Source organism: Acidaminococcus nyctereutis, assembly GCF_052216985.1.
GTDB classification, from domain to species: Bacteria; Bacillota; Negativicutes; order Acidaminococcales; family Acidaminococcaceae; genus Acidaminococcus; species Acidaminococcus fermentans_A.
On the sequence record NZ_JBQOUY010000007.1, the window covers coordinates 17,286 to 32,018 of the forward strand.

At 54.5% G+C, this 14,733-nt stretch carries 11 protein-coding genes; 3 read left to right on the plus strand and 8 right to left on the minus strand.

Annotation, left to right across the window (positions count from 1 at the left end; genetic code table 11):
• Window positions 1–53: 53 nt before the first annotated feature.
• Together ACTUHY_RS05105 and ACTUHY_RS05110 are read left to right on the plus strand one after the other, a co-directional pair.
• A complete protein-coding gene (locus tag ACTUHY_RS05105; protein ID WP_442826837.1) occupies window positions 54–1,463 on the plus strand; it encodes an SLC13 family permease in 1,410 nt (469 codons plus the stop codon).
• Window positions 1,464–1,551: 88 nt separating this feature from the next.
• The gene (locus tag ACTUHY_RS05110) at window positions 1,552–2,493 is read left to right on the plus strand and encodes a threonine ammonia-lyase (RefSeq protein WP_442826838.1); all 942 of its coding nucleotides are present in this window, start codon (window positions 1,552–1,554) and stop codon (window positions 2,491–2,493) included.
• Between the two features lie 49 nt (window positions 2,494–2,542).
• Here the strand turns inward: ACTUHY_RS05110 and ACTUHY_RS05115 are convergent, their stop codons facing one another.
• The 4 genes from ACTUHY_RS05115 to ACTUHY_RS05130 form a co-directional block, all read right to left on the minus strand.
• Window positions 2,543–3,733 (minus strand): M20 metallopeptidase family protein, encoded by a 1,191-nt coding sequence (locus ACTUHY_RS05115; protein WP_442826839.1) that lies wholly within the window; start codon window positions 3,731–3,733, stop codon window positions 2,543–2,545.
• 21 nt (window positions 3,734–3,754) lie between these two features.
• Window positions 3,755–5,155: a Na+/H+ antiporter NhaC family protein gene (locus ACTUHY_RS05120; protein WP_442826840.1), complete on the minus strand. Its 1,401-nt coding sequence runs from the start codon at window positions 5,153–5,155 to the stop codon at window positions 3,755–3,757.
• 294 nt (window positions 5,156–5,449) lie between these two features.
• Complete coding sequence (gene apgM, locus ACTUHY_RS05125; protein WP_442826841.1) at window positions 5,450–6,691, minus strand: 2,3-bisphosphoglycerate-independent phosphoglycerate mutase; 1,242 nt, start codon at window positions 6,689–6,691, stop codon at window positions 5,450–5,452.
• A 17-nt stretch (window positions 6,692–6,708) separates the two neighbouring features.
• Complete coding sequence (locus ACTUHY_RS05130) at window positions 6,709–8,145, minus strand: SLC13 family permease (protein ID WP_442826842.1); 1,437 nt, start codon at window positions 8,143–8,145, stop codon at window positions 6,709–6,711.
• 146 nt (window positions 8,146–8,291) lie between these two features.
• Here ACTUHY_RS05130 and ACTUHY_RS05135 point away from each other — a divergent pair, with 146 nt between their 5' ends.
• Complete coding sequence (locus ACTUHY_RS05135) at window positions 8,292–9,191, plus strand: LysR family transcriptional regulator (protein WP_442826843.1); 900 nt, start codon at window positions 8,292–8,294, stop codon at window positions 9,189–9,191.
• A 472-nt stretch (window positions 9,192–9,663) separates the two neighbouring features.
• Here ACTUHY_RS05135 and ACTUHY_RS05140 read toward each other — a convergent pair whose 3' ends face one another.
• From ACTUHY_RS05140 to ACTUHY_RS05155, 4 genes are read right to left on the minus strand one after another with little or no spacing between them, the layout of a single operon-like run.
• Window positions 9,664–10,770, minus strand: coding sequence for an ABC transporter ATP-binding protein (locus tag ACTUHY_RS05140; RefSeq protein WP_442826844.1), 1,107 nt, complete (start codon window positions 10,768–10,770; stop codon window positions 9,664–9,666).
• A gap of 3 nt (window positions 10,771–10,773) precedes the next feature.
• Window positions 10,774–12,498 carry an ABC transporter permease gene (locus ACTUHY_RS05145; protein WP_442826845.1) on the minus strand — a complete coding sequence of 575 codons (1,725 nt, stop codon included), beginning with the start codon at window positions 12,496–12,498 and terminating at the stop codon, window positions 10,774–10,776.
• Complete coding sequence (locus tag ACTUHY_RS05150; RefSeq protein WP_075579256.1) at window positions 12,485–13,579, minus strand: ABC transporter ATP-binding protein; 1,095 nt, start codon at window positions 13,577–13,579, stop codon at window positions 12,485–12,487. Before ACTUHY_RS05150 ends, ACTUHY_RS05145 begins: the two co-directional genes overlap by 14 nt.
• Before the next feature lie 53 nt (window positions 13,580–13,632).
• The gene (locus ACTUHY_RS05155; protein WP_303063838.1) at window positions 13,633–14,670 is read right to left on the minus strand and encodes an ABC transporter substrate-binding protein; all 1,038 of its coding nucleotides are present in this window, start codon (window positions 14,668–14,670) and stop codon (window positions 13,633–13,635) included.
• Between the last annotated feature and the right edge of the window lie 63 nt (window positions 14,671–14,733).

Genomic DNA, 14,733 nt, shown 5'->3' on the forward strand with positions numbered 1-14,733 from the left:
AAGAAATAGATCCATGAGGCATTTTTCTTTTATCGGATGGAAAGGAGTCGGTCATGCATCTTTCTCTGAAACAGCGCTTTTCTCTCAATCCCCGGAGCTGCGGTCTCCCTTTGGCCCTCTTCCTGGCTCTGGCGGCAGGATGCCTTCCCCTGGACGGGCTCACCCCGGCAGGCCAGGAGACCCTGGCCCTTTTCCTTTTCATCTTTGTCCTGTTCCTGACAGAAGCCCTGCCCCTGGCCGTCACCATCCTGCTGGTGATCCCTCTAGCCTCCCTGCTGCAGCTGGCCCCCCTCAAGACCCTACTCCAGCCCTTCGCTTCTCCCGTGCTGTTCCTGCTCCTGGGCGGTTTCCTCCTGGCCGGTGCCATCCTCCAATCCGGCCTAGCCAGACGGCTGACTTTCCTTGTGCTGCTGCGGATCGGAGCCACGGCCCAGCGGATCACTTTGGGCATCGTCCTGGCCAATGTGCTGCTGGCTTTTCTGATCCCTTCCACCACAGCTCGGGCCGCCATCCTGCTCCCGCCCTGCCTGAGCATCATCGAACTGTTCCGGGACCGTCCCTGCCGGAAATTCGCTGCCAACCTGCTGCTGACCCTGACCACCACCTGTTCCACCATTTCCGCCGGTATCCTCACCGGGACCATCACCAATCCGGTGGTCAATGAGTTCTTGAACCAACAGGGGATGCCTTCCTACAGCTATCTGGAGTGGCTGGAACTGGGTTTTCTCCCGGCTCTTCTGCTGACCTTCGGTTCCTGGGCCCTGATCCAAAAGCTCTATCCCCCAGAAAGCTCTCTGATTCCAGAAGGGAAGCTGTATCTCCGTCAGGAACTGGAAAAGATGGGCCCCATGGACCTGCGGCAGAAGAAGGTCCTCCTGGTCTTCCTACTGGCCATCTTCTTCTGGATGACCGGAGATCTTTTCCAGATCGATGCCACCACCACCTGTCTGGCCAGCGCTCTCCTGCTCCTGCTGCCGGGAGTAGGAGGGCTCTCCTGGAAGGCAGCTTCCAGCCATATCAATTACGATATCCTGCTGGTAGCCGGTGGAGGGATCAGCCTGGGCAATCTCCTGATGGAAAATGGTACGGCTGCCTGGCTGGCCAACCAGGCTTTTGCCTGTTTCAGCCTGCAGCAGGCTTCTCCCCTGCTATTTCTGACAGCGGTCCTCCTGCTCTGCCAATTTCTCCACATCTTTTTTGTCGGGACCACGGTCATGTGCACCACCCTCATCCCCATCGTGCTGGCCCTGAGCCTCCGGGCCGGATTCCCAGCCCGGCTGGCAGCCTATGAAGCCGGCATGATTATCAGTGGCGGACCGGTGCTGATGTTCTACTGTACCACGCCCAGCATCCTGGTCCATGGGACGGGAAAACTCCCGGCCGATGCCTTTCTCCGGACAGGGATCCCCATTTCCCTCCTGGCCTGCCTGATCTATATCCTCTGGGGCCTCTGGCTTTTCTGATTTTTCTTATAGTCCTTGTATGGTGTATTCCATTCTCTTATAATGACTTTATTGATAATCTTTTTTCTAAAAAGGAGGTCTTTATCCCATGCTGTCCCTTGAAAAGATTTTCCAGGCCCGGAACCGCCTGGCTCCCTATGTGTACCATACTCCCCTGCTCCATCTCCATGCCCTGGATCCCCTGCTGGGCTGCCAGGTCTATGTAAAAGCAGAGTGCATGCAGCTGACCCATTCCTTCAAGATCCGGGGCGCCCTGAACCGGATCCTCCAGTTGACCCCAGAAGAACGGGCCCGGGGCGTGGTCACAGCTTCCAGCGGGAACCATGGACGGGGCGTCGCCTATGCTGCCAAGATGCTGGGTATCCAAGCTACGGTGGTGATCCCCGACCATGCTCCGGCCGTGAAGATCCAGGCGGTCCGGAATCTGGGGGCCGAGGTGATCCTATGCGACAAACCCAAGCGGTTCGCCATTGCGGAAAAACTCCGGGATGAAAAAGGCCTCTGCTATATCCCTCCCTTCAACGATTATGAGGTGATGGCCGGCCAGGGGACCATCGCCCTGGAAATCCTGGAAGACCTGCCAAATCCGTCGGCCGTCCTGATTCCCCTGGGAGGAGGAGGGCTGACCAGTGGCATTGCCACCGCTATCAAGGGCATCCGTCCGGAAACCCGGGTCTATGCCTGTGAGCCAGCACGGATCCCCCGGTTCACCGTCAGCCTGAAAGAAGGGAAGCCCACAGCAGTCCCCCAGTTGGACACCATTGCCGACGGGGTGGCCACCTTGTGTCCGGGAGACAAGACCCTTCCTATCGTCCATGATAAAGTGGACCAGGTCATCGATGTGCCGGAAGAAGCTCTGCTCCCGGCCATGAAACTGCTGCTGACGGAAGGGAAAGTCCTGGCGGAACCGTCTTCCAGCATCGGCCTGGCTGCCATCCAGAGCGGACAGCTCACCTTCCGGCCGGAAGACAAAGTGGTCTTCGTTCTTTCCGGAGGGAACGTGGATTTTTCGTTGGTGCAGAAGTTGTAAAAAAGGGGGCTGTGAAAAAATGATTCTTCATTTTTTCACAGCCCCTTTTTTACTGCAAAAACTCCTCGGCCAGGAGAGCCATGGTCCGGGTCATCAGTTTGATGTACTTCTCCTCCACCTGGAACGTAGGGGTATGGTTCAAAGACGATCCCCCTGTCCCCACCTTGATGAAGCAGGAAGGCGCTTCGTGGGAATAGAAGCCGAAATCTTCCGCTCCCAGCTGCATCCGGTTCCCAGTGAGGATATTTTCCTCCGGTACATCCCCGATGCCCCGATACAGGGCATCCTGGTTCTTCCGGATGGTCTCGATGGCAAAATGGGTCACCCCAGGATCATTGTATACGGAACTATAGCCATAATGGCGCCGCAGGTCCACGCTGCCTCCCATCCCTTCCGCAATGCCCCGGGAAATCTCTTCGATTTTCTGGAACATGTTCTCCCGGCTCTCCGGATCCGCATTCCGCAGCATGGCGCCGATTTCCACCTTGTCCGTCACCACGTTCACAGCCGTGCCCCCGTGGATGGTCCCCACATTCAGGGTGGACTGGGCCATGGGGCTGATATTCCGGCTACAGATAGTATTCAGGGCCACCACGATGGAAGCGGCGATTAGCACCGCATCCACGCCTTTTTCCGGTTTGGAGGAATGGACAGCTTTCCCGTGGACGGTGATGTATTCCGCATCTGAATAGGCGGACACATAGCCTTCTCCGATGCTGAACACCCCGGGATCCCAGACTCCCACATGCATCCCCATACAGGCATCGGGTTTTTCTTCCATCAGGCCGGCTTTGATCATTTCCCGTCCGCCGCCGCCATTCTCTTCCGCCGGCTGGAAGACAGCCCGTACCCGGCCTCTCCACTGGTCCTTGGTCCGGTTCAGGATCTCGCACACCGCCAGGAGATTGGTGGTATGGACATCATGGCCGCAGGCATGCATGACCCCGTCACATTGGGAAGCATAGGGCAGATCGGTGGTTTCCTGGATGGGCAGGGCATCCATATCCGCCCGGAGCAACAGGAGTTTCCCCGGTTTTCCGCTGTCAATGGTGGCGATCACCCCGGGCTTCACCGGGCTCAGGACAAAGGGGATCCCCATCCGCTGGAGTTCCTCCTGGACCTTCTGGCTGGTCCGGAATTCCTTATAAGACAGTTCCGGATGGGCGTGGAAATCATGGCGCACTTCCAGGTAATGTTTTTCCAATTCATCGGACAGCTTTGCAATTTTTTCAATGAGCATCGGACAGCCTCCTTTTTTCCATCAATTCCAACCCATGGCCGTACCCAGCAGGATGGCCCCGCAGATGACCAGGAACACCAGGGAATAGCAGGGCAGGATGAAACGGTACCAGCGTTTCAGGGAAAGTCCCCCCATCATCAGACAGGGCAGCAGGTTAGAGCTGGTGGGGATCATCAAATTGGTGAACCCGTCTCCGCACTGGAGAGTGAATACCCCCATCTGCCGGGTGATCCCCAGGACGTCTGCCAGAGGAGCCATGATGGGCATCACCACCGCCGTTTGGCCGGAGCCGGAGGGGATGAAGAAATTGATCAGGGCATTGGCAAGGAACATCCCGATGGCCGCCACACTCTTGGGCAGATAGCCCAAGGGCAAAGAGAGATAATAGACCACAGAATCCAGGATCTTGGCATCATTGAGGATGATGCCGATGAAGCTGGCGAAGATCATGAAGACCATGATCCCCATCATCCCCTTGGATCCATTGAGGAAATTCTTCATCAGGGTATCCAGATCATAGCCGGCGATCAGGCCGCAGACCAGGGCCACTGGCAGCATCATGGAAGCCAGGTCCAAGACTCCCAGTTTGAAGAAAGGAGATCCCAGGGCATAAGCCAGGAAACTGATCAGGAAAATCGCCAGGACCAGATATTCCCGGGGACGGATCGGTTCCATGGGCTGCTGGGTTTCCTCGATTTCTTCCTGGCTGAAGTCTTTTTCAAAAGCATGGTTCCGCTGGGCCCGTTTCCCCCACCAGATGATGAACCCGGATACGACGGCCAGATTGATGACTGTGACAGCCGTCCGCAGGGCAAAACCGGAATACGGCTGGAGCCCGGCGATTTCCTGTCCCATCACCGTCGTCAGCACATTGATGGGGCTGGTCATGAAACCGGTAAATGATCCCATGATGATGAGGGCCACCCCAAAGGTCCGGTCACAGTGGAGTTCCTTGGCCAGGGTGATCCCCAAAGGAATGAACAGGACCGCCGTAGAGATCATGGTCCCGAAGCAGCCGAAAAGTCCCATGGCAAAAATGAAGAAGGGCACCACCATCAACGCTTTATTCTGCAGTTTCTTGATCAGGAGCTTCATGGAGCGGTCGATCACATGGGTGGAATTGACCACCCCCATCAGGCCCCCCATGACGATGATGCTGATGAAAAGTTTCCCAAAGGTCTTATAGACCTGGGCCCCCATATGCATGATGATCTGGAAAGGGCTGACATAGATCTTGCTGAGCACGTGATAGGTCCCAGGAATGGCGATCCGCCCGTTCCTGGCAAATTCCCCGGCCGGGATCACCAGGGAAAGCAGATAGATGGCCCCGATGACCGTCAGGATCACCTTCCACATACTCAGGGGCTTTTTCTCCAGTTCCGCCTGGACCGCGTTGTTTTCTGAAGTTTTGTTTCCGTTCATCTGCACCGCTCCTTTGGCAATAAAGTGTACTTTTTTATTGTAGTCCATTTTCAGGAAAAGCAGGGAATTTTTCCCAACTCTTTATTTAGATTCAGGAGAATGTTTCCTTTCTTACAATTTCTATTTTTTCTAATACGGCCGACGTCTACCAGCAGCAATCTTAGCTCTCCTTTTGCAGGACTTACATAAAACGCAAAATGTTTTTTACCGTTTTTGCACGAAAATGACAAAGGACTGTGGAACACCATCGATCCTTTGAATTCGATGAGTTCCACAGTCCCCGATTTTATTTTATCAATTTCCTTCTTTAGGAACAACTTCCAGATAATCCATCAGGAATTGGAAGAACATATGTCCCGTCATCCGGTTCAATCCTCCCTGGGCTCCATGGATTTCATCATATTCTGTCACCTGGTCCTTCCGGATATTCTTTCCAGCCACCACAATGGGCACCGGATCTCCGCTGTGTTCCCGCCGTTCACAGGGAGTGGAATGATCCGCCGCCAGGGCCAGGATTAGGTTGGAGCCTGTCAGTTGCGGGATTTGTTCCAGGACCTTCCCTGCCATAGCATCATACCGCTCTATGGCCCGGACTTTGCCCCGGGGATTCCCATCATGGCCCATCAGATCCGGTGCTTTCATATGGAGGACTACAAAATCATGATCCGCCAAAGCTTTTACCGCCAGTTCCACTTTCCGGTCAATATCCGTATCCAGGTTCCCGGTCATCCGTCCCGGATCCGTATAGGTGTCGAACCCTGCCAGCCGAGCCGCCCCCAACACCGTGCTCTCTGCCGCCACGCAGGCTGCTTTCAAATGGTATTTCTCTGCTGTCTTTTCCAGTTTCGGCATCTGTCCGGCCCCCCGGGTCAAGATGGCATTGGCCGGAGGCAATCCGGCGGCTTTCCGCTCCCGGTTCAGGGGATGCTGGGCCAGGATTTCCTGACAGCGCACCAGCACCCGGTCCAAAATCCTAGCTGTCCGTTCCGCTTCTGGAGACACGTCCCGAGGCAGGACCGGCCGGATGGGCAGCCCTTCTTTTTTGGGGTCCGCATCCGTAATGGCGCTGCTGAGACCGGGCCCCCGCAGGACCATCACAGCACGGTGCTCCGTAGCTTCCTTGAACAGCACCTGCACCTCTTCCACCTGCATCCCGTCCAAGGCAGCCGCCAATTCCCGGGTCCCCTGCCGGATCCGTCCAGCTCTCCGGTCCACCACAAGGCCGTCTTGGCAGGTGGCAAAATTGGCCCGCAGGGCAATGTCCCCCGGCTGGAGCTCCATCCCTTCCCCAAAAGCTTCGATGGGCCCCCGGCCAGGATAATCTGGCAGTCCGTAGCCGAAAAGGATCATATGGCCCAGATCCGTCCCCACCGGTGTCCCGCACTGCCACAGATCCATGATGCCGGACGATCCCTCAGAAGCAATTTGGTCCAGATGATCTTTCCGGGCAGCCTCCAAGGGGGTTTTCCATCCCAGTTCTTCACAGGGCCGGTCCCCCAGTCCATCGGCAATCATCAGCAATACTTTATTTTTCATTTTTCCATTCTCCTTTGTCACAGGATGAACTTCAGCCAGAAGAAATAGACCAAGGCAATGCTGCCTGCTGCAAAGAAGCAGGACAGGATCCCATAAATCAATTCATCTTTCACATCGAAATAACCGGTCCCGAAATACAGAGTATTCACTTTGGAATGGGGTGGCAGGGTAATGGTGCAGGCGATGGAAAAAGAGCAGGCCAGCGCCAGGGGCACCGGATCCATCCCCAACTGCTTGGCCAGGGTAATGATGGCCGGGATCAAGATGGTAGTCCGCACCGTCTTGCTGGTGAAGATTAGATGGCTGAATACAGAGATGAAGATCAGCACCAGCGCCACGCTGGTATGCCCCATCCGGTCCAGTCCCACGGCCTGGATCAGGCCCTGGATCATCCATACGGCACCGCCGGATTTATCCAGGGCATTCCCTACGGCATAGGCGCCCGCAGAAAAAATCATCAGATCCCATTTGATGGAGGCTTCCTTCCAGGTCAGCACACCGATACCCGGCAGCAGGCAGAGCAGCATGGAAAGGACGGCTGTCTGTTCCGTACTGATGGAAAAACCGAACCAGCCTTTCTGGTAATCTCCCGTAGCCCAGAGTAGCAGAGTGAACAGGAAAATCCCCATGGTCTTCTTTTCATCCACGCTCATGGGCCCCATATCCGTCAGCTGCTGTTTCAACTTCACGATGGCTTCCGTTCCGGCCGCTTGGAGCTCGTCCTTATAAGGGAATAGTTTCAGCCCGGCCAGGAAAGCCAGTCCGGCAGTCAGGAGAGCCTGGGGCAAGGACCCCAGCAGCCACTGCATATAGCCTACGTGGCCGCTGGCCTGCTGGTTGATGAACCCCAAGGCCAGGACCTGGGCCGAAGTGGCCGTCATCACTACAGAAGTGGCAAAGGCATTGTTCTGCACTCCCTGGAGCATCATCAGCCGGCCGAAATTGCTGTGCCCCGGCTGGGCTTTGTAGACTTCCAGGATGACCAGGGCCAGCGGTACGATCAGGGAAGCCCGGGCCGTGGTGGACGGAACGAAGAAAGCCAAGATGAAGTTCACCAGCACCAAAACCAGCAATGTTTTGGCAGGCGTCTTCCCGAACCGGGTGACCAAGACCAGGGCGATCCGTTTGCCCAGATTGGAATGGCTCATGGCCGAAGTCAGGACAAAAGCGGCCACCATCAGCCAGATGATGTCAAAACCCAGAGTCCCGAAGGCCACGGACTGCTTCTTCACAGCCCCTAGCAGCGGCAGGAGCAAAATGGAAATGATGGATGTCTGATAGATGGGGATGGGTTTGCCGATCCACATGATCAGAGAAAAAACAAACATGGCCAGGGATTTCTGGGCCACCCCGCTGAGCCCCGCCGGCCGAGGCATGAAATAGAGTCCCAGGAAAGCAACGATAGCCAAGATCAGGCTCACCCACTGTCCTTTCTTCATCGGTTTTGCTGCCATACAAATCTCCTCCTGTAGCGGAACTCCCCTCGTCTAGTTCCTTCATAATTTTCTGACTATATTGTAGCGACTTTTATTTTATAACTCAATTCTATTGTTTTGTTGTTTTAATTCCATTCTGTTATAATTCAAAAGGAGGTGGTTTCATGGATATTGAAAAGATCCGGGCCTTTCTGACTTTAGCCCAGTACAAAAATTTTTCAGAGGCAGCAGACGCTTTGTACATTTCTCAGCCGGCCCTTTCCAAACAGATCCGTACTCTGGAAGAGCAACTCCAGGCCCAGCTCTTTGCCCGTTCCCACAAGGAAACCCTGCTGACCGTATACGGCAAGGCTTTCATGCCTTATGCCCGCACCCTTCTTTCCTCCTGGCAGAACGCCCAGGAGCAACTGCGGCAGATCGATGATCTGGAACAGGGCACCCTGAACTTCGGTGCCACCAACTTCATCGGAGTCTATCTGGTTCCGGAGTTCCTGGCCTCTTTCCACAAGCTGTATCCCGGCATCACCCTGAACATGACCATCAATGCTTCCCGCTCCCTGCTTTCCCGGCTCCATTCCTACCAAGTGGAATTCTTGCTCTTGTCCAATTATGTGGAGCTGGAGGAAGGCCGTTACGAAAGGATCCCCTGGCTGCAGGACGAACTGAAAGTCATCGTGGGACGGGAAAATCCCCTGTTTGCCCAGTCGGAGATTTCCCTGGAGACCCTGAACACCCAGCTCTGGATCACCAAAAATGCCTCCTCGTCTCTCTATCATTTCCTGAAGAAAAAGCTCTCTTCTACAGGACTGGAGCTCCGGAATCCCCTGTTCATCAGCAATCAGGAAGGCATCAAGCAGGCCGTGATCCACAATCTGGGCGTGGCCATCCTGTCGCCTAAAGCCGTTGAAGTGGAAATCCAGGCAGGGCTGGTGAAAGCCCTACCGCTGACTGGCTATCCTTTAACTCGGGAAATCCAGATCGTCTATGAAAAAGGGGCCACCCTGACCCCCGCCGCCAAAGAATTCCTCCGGTTGCTCCGAGGAAAGGCGGAAGGAGGAGTGTGAAAAGATGGTTTTTTACACCTCAATAAAAAGCTACTGTCTGCAAAATGATATTTTTCAATTGACAAATTTTTGATTTTGCATTTTTTGTTCTTCTATACTTTACATTTTTTATTTATGTAAGAGGGAAAAAAGTACAAAAGAGGGTGTGAAAAAATTCACACCCCCGTTCTCGTGAGCCGCATAGCGGCTCGGTCTCATGTCTCTCGTCTCGAGCCGAATGAGAAATTTACAGGCAAATTTTTTAGAATGTGTAAAACCTAATCTGCTAACAATAAGATATTCGTTCCTATATCCAGCATAGTATTCCTTCAAAAGAACCTGGCCATGGGGACAGGTTCTATCCAAAAGCCCGAGACTCGAGACCCGGAGCTCGAGTCCTAAAAAGGGGTTGTTGTGAGCTGACCCCCAATTGTTAGACCAAAAATCTAACAATTGGGGGTCAGCTCAGTTGCGTACGCAGCAGCCCCTCTTTTCATACCAACTGTCTCCTGGCCCGTTCTTCTTCTTTGCCAGGATCTTCTTCCGGATACCACATGACCTTCACAAGGTTGACCCTGCATTCTTCTCCTTCTGCAAAGGTGATCCGATGAGGCGTCTGGACCTTCAGGAGCTGGTCTCCCATGCGGACCAGATACTGGGTGGAATCGGTGAGGAAGATCCGGCTTTCGATCTTTCCTCGGAATCCCTTGGTCCGGTTCAAGTCGATTTCATTGGGCCGGATGGCAATGACCATCTCCCGGTCCACATGCTCCGGGATGGGCAGATCCAAGGTCTGTTCCGAATCTCCCCGGACATAGACCTGATTGTCCTTTAAATAAACGTGTAAGAATGTCGATTGTCCCAGGAAACTATGGACAAACCGGTTGCACGGCCGGTTGTACAGATTTTCTGGGGTATCGATCTGGACGATGTTCCCCATATCACAGACCATCATCCGGTCCGAAATGGCCATGGCTTCGCTCTGGTCATGGGTCACGAAAATGATGGTGAAGCCGAATTTCTGCTGGAGGCTCTTGATTTCGAACCGCATGCTTTCCCGGAGTTTGGGATCCAGGTTGGACAAAGGTTCGTCCAGCAGCATGACCTTAGGATTGGTGACGATGGCCCGGGCCAGGGCGATCCGCTGCTGCTGTCCTCCGGAAAGATCGCTGGGATAGACTTCTTCCATCCCATCCAGGCTGGTATGGTGCAGGGCCTCTTTCACCCGCTGTACGATGTCCGCCTTGGGCAGCTTCCGGATCTGCAGCGGGAATGCTACATTTTCGAAGATATTCATATGGGGCCAGACAGCGAAGGCCTGGAACACCATCCCCAATCCCCGCTCTTCCGGAGGCACATAGATGTTCTTCTCTTTGACGGAGACGGGGCGGCCGCACAGTTCGATTTCCCCTTCTGACAGGTCTTCGAACCCGGCAATCATCCGCAGGGTGGTACTTTTGCCGCAGCCCGATGGTCCCAGGAAGGAAAAACATTCCCCTTCCCGGACGGTCAGGTTGAAATCATTGACAGCTGTGATGATGCCCAATTTTTTGGTGGTAAAACGTTTGGTCACGTGCCGCAGCACAATTTGGTCAGTCACGTTTTACACCCCCTTCTTGTCTTTGGTGATCTGGGTAACGATGAAATTGCAGATGATGATGATGCAGATGGCCACGGCCGCCAGCGCCGAAGCCTGGGGGATCTGTCCGCTGTCCCGCAGGGCGAAGATCTGCACCCCCAGAGTCCGGGTATAAGGCCCATAGAGCAGGATGGAAGTGGTCAGTTCCCGCATGGAGGGCAGGAAAATCAGGAAGAACCCAGCTACCATGGCCGGCCGGATTAGAGGCAGGGTGATGTCTTTCAGGGATTCCGTATGGGACGCTCCACAGGCACGGGCGGCTTCTTCCAGGGACGGGTGGACCTGCTGGAGGGATGCGGAAGCGCTCTTCATGGAGAAGCTCAGGTACCGGGCCATGTATGCCACCAAAATGATCCAGATGGTGTTATACAGGCTGATGCCCAATTGGCCGGACCAGGAAAGGATCACCCCGATGGCCAGCACAGTCCCAGGGATGGAATAAGGCAGGACGGAAAGCATTTCCAGGATTTCCTTCCCTTTGGGTTTGATCTTGATGACTACATAGGCGATCATCACGCCCAGGAACATACAGAGGACCCCGGCGCTGACAGACAGGAACAGGGAATTCCGGATGGCATCCATGGTCTGTTTGCTGGTGATGATGCTGTGGAAATTGTCCAGGGTGAAGTTCGCCGGGATCAGCGGCAGCCCATAGGCTTTCACCAATCCTTCCAGGAAGATCATGATGAGGGGGACCAGCACGATGAGGACCAATGTCAGCACCGCCAGCAGCAGCAGGGGATATTTGGCTCCCCGGAGCTTGATCAGGGTGGGACGCATGCTCTTGCCTTTGATGATGTCATAGGACCCACTGGAAAGGACCACTTTCTGCAGGATCAGGGCCATGGTGACCACAAAGACCAGGAGGATGGATAGGGCTGCTCCCTGACGGATCCCCTCAAAGCTGCCCCCAGCCCGGTCGATGTAGGCATAGATCACCGTAGGCAGAGTATAGATCTGTTTGGAGAAGCCCAGGATGGCCGGCACCCCGAAATGGGCCAGGGAAGAGATCAGGATCAGCAGGGCCCCTGCGGAAATGGCCGGAGTCACCAGAGGAATAGTGATTTTCCGGATGACGGTCCCCTGGCTGGCCCCAGCGATCCGGGCACTTTCTTCCAGGGTGGGGTCCATCCGCTCCAGGGCGCTGACCACCTGCATGAACACAAAGGGGAAATAATAAGAGACTTCCACGAAAATGATACCACCCAGGGAATTGATATTGAACGGCGGCGACGCCAGGTGGAAGGTGTTCATCAGCCAGGTGTTCACATAGCCGCCCCGTCCCGAAAGGAGCATATCCCAAGCCATGGCCCCGAAGAAGGGTGGGAACATGTAAGGGATCATGAACAGGGCCCGCATCAGGTTCTTACAGGGGATATCGCTGCGCCCCAGCAGCCAGGCATAGAAAAGACCGATAATCGTTCCCACCACCGTCACGCTGAGGCCGATGATGACAGTATGGGTCATGGCACTGATATTATCCTGGCTGAATACAACGGTCTTGAACATCTCGATGTCCAGATGCCCTTCATAGAAGAAGGCATTGTAGACGATCATGAAAATGGGGATAAAGACGATGACGAACAGCAGGACGAAGCTGACCAGCGTCATGGCCTTATCCAGGCTGAAGGTTTTTCCGTCCAGGGCCGCCAGATCGGACGTCCCCTGCCGGGTTCTACGCAGATTCATCATGGTCCTCCTTTCTGGCTTCATAATACCGGGGCTGGAGGAAACGCAAACCCACTTCCTGTCCTTCCTCCACCTTATTGTTCTGCATCACATCCAGGGCATTGACCTGCATCCGGATCTCCCGGTTCCCCAGCTGGATGAAATACACGTATTCGCTTCCCAGGAACACGCTCCGGGTGATCTTTCCCCGGATAGGAGACTGGTCGTCAAAGACCATATCGTTGAGACGGCTCCCCATTTCCATGGGCTTGCCGCTGGCAAAGATTTCCGGAGGGCATTCATCATAGAGGAATTTCTCTCCGGCCACCAGATAGGTGTGTCCATTTTCCCGCACCAAAGGGAAGAAGTTGGATACCCCGATGAATTCAAAGACGAACCGGTTGGCCGGCCGCAGGATGATGTCCTCATCTTCCCCAATCTGGCACAGCTTCCCTTCCCGGTCCATGATGGCCATCCGGTCACACAGCTGGAGAGCCGCCTCCTGGTCATGGGTGATGTACAGGATGGTAGTCCCGATATCATGCTGGATCAAACGGATCTCGGTGAGCATTTCTTCCCGCAGCTTGGCATCCAGGTTGGTGATGGGTTCGTCCATGACGATTACTTCATCACTGCTCACCAAAGCACGGGCGATGGCCACCCGCTGCTGCTGCCCCCCGGAAAGCTGGCTGGGGAGATGTTCCTCATAGCCCAGCATCCGCACTTGTTCCAGGGCATGATGGGCTCTTGCCTTCATCTCTTCTTTGGGCAGCCGCATCTTCTTCATGGGATACAGCACGTTTTCCAACACGGTCATATGGGGCCACACCGCATAATCCTGGAATACCACCCCGATGTGACGATGCTCCGGAGATACGTCGATGCCTTTTTCCGCGTCGAACAGGCAGCGGTCCCCTACATAAATGGAGCCTGTCTCCGGTTTGATGAACCCCAAGAGGCAGCGGACCAAGGTCGTCTTGCCGCAGCCGGAAGGGCCGACCAGACACATGATCTGGCTTTCTTCCACGGTCAGGGAAAGATCTTCGAAGATGCACTTTTTCCCATAGTGGAAGGTAATATGGTTGAACCGAACATCGGCCATACTTTCACCTCCTGAAAAACGGACGGCAGACTGTCCTGCCGTCCGTTCCGACGTTAATTTTTCTTGAAGATGGCATCGAATTCATCCAGTACATTCTTGGCATTGGCAGCCAGTTTCTCCAGATCCACCTTCATGGCATTCTTGGCGATTTCCTCAATGGTCACACCTTTCTGTTTCACATCTTTGCGGACGGACAGCATATTGTTTTGTACCAGGACTTCCTGGCCTTCTTTGGAAAGGATGAAGTCATAGAGCTTCTTGGCATTTTCCTCGTTCTTGGCTCCCTTCACCAGGGCGATGGGGCTGTAGATGGAGATGATGTCCTGCTTCGGATAGACGAATTCGATGGTGGAACCTTTGCTCTTCAGGTTTTCCGTGACATAATCCAGGCACATCCCTACTTTATAAGCACCGGCCGCAATCTGGTTGTGGGTCGCCGTGGTCCCGGACTGGAGTTCCGTACCGTTCTCCTTCAGTTTTTCGAAATAAGCTTTCCCATACTTGGAATTGGAAATCAGGGCCCCCACAGCATATTTGGTAGTCCCCGCCGTCCCAGGATCCGTCATGACGATCTGGCCCTTCCATTTGGGATCCAGGAGATCATCCCAGGTCTTGGGTGCTTCTTCCTTGGAAACTTTCTGGGGGTTGTAGGCAATGCCCATGTTCATCATCCGTGCTCCCGTATAATAGCCTTCCTTGTCGATGAAGACTGGATCGATGGCCTTGGCTTCCGGAGAAGTGTATTTCTGGAGGATGCCCATTTTCTTGAAACCGATATAGTCCGCAGGGTCCCCTACCCAGATTACATCTGCTGCCACCTGGCCGGATTTCGCTTCTGTAGCGATCTTGGTGATGACTTTCCCAGTCCCGGCAAAGTAATAATCCAGTTTGATGTCCGGATATTTCTTTTCAAACGCTTTCTTGATGGCATTCAGCTGGTCTTCCTGCATGGAAGAATACAGCATCACCGTATTCCCTGCCGATTTCTTGTCCTGTTTGGAACCGGGGATCGCCCCGCCTCCGCCGCAGGCACTGATGCCTGCAGCCAGTACGCACAGCATCCCTACAGATAGCCACTTCTTCAGATTCATGGTAATTCAGCCTCCCTTATTGGACTCTCTTTGCCGGGCAAAGTGTTTTACGAGGTTATTTTA

Coding starts and splice junctions, on each gene's coding strand:
- ACTUHY_RS05105 (WP_442826837.1), top strand. CDS start 54: ATGCATCTTTCTCTGAAACAGCGCTTTTCTCTCAATCCCCGGAGCTGC.
- ACTUHY_RS05110 (WP_442826838.1), top strand. CDS start 1,552: ATGCTGTCCCTTGAAAAGATTTTCCAGGCCCGGAACCGCCTGGCTCCC.
- ACTUHY_RS05115 (WP_442826839.1), bottom strand. CDS start 3,733: ATGCTCATTGAAAAAATTGCAAAGCTGTCCGATGAATTGGAAAAACAT.
- ACTUHY_RS05120 (WP_442826840.1), bottom strand. CDS start 5,155: ATGAACGGAAACAAAACTTCAGAAAACAACGCGGTCCAGGCGGAACTG.
- apgM (WP_442826841.1), bottom strand. CDS start 6,691: ATGAAAAATAAAGTATTGCTGATGATTGCCGATGGACTGGGGGACCGG.
- ACTUHY_RS05130 (WP_442826842.1), bottom strand. CDS start 8,145: ATGGCAGCAAAACCGATGAAGAAAGGACAGTGGGTGAGCCTGATCTTG.
- ACTUHY_RS05135 (WP_442826843.1), top strand. CDS start 8,292: ATGGATATTGAAAAGATCCGGGCCTTTCTGACTTTAGCCCAGTACAAA.
- ACTUHY_RS05145 (WP_442826845.1), bottom strand. CDS start 12,498: ATGAATCTGCGTAGAACCCGGCAGGGGACGTCCGATCTGGCGGCCCTG.
- ACTUHY_RS05150 (WP_075579256.1), bottom strand. CDS start 13,579: ATGGCCGATGTTCGGTTCAACCATATTACCTTCCACTATGGGAAAAAG.
- ACTUHY_RS05155 (WP_303063838.1), bottom strand. CDS start 14,670: ATGAATCTGAAGAAGTGGCTATCTGTAGGGATGCTGTGCGTACTGGCT.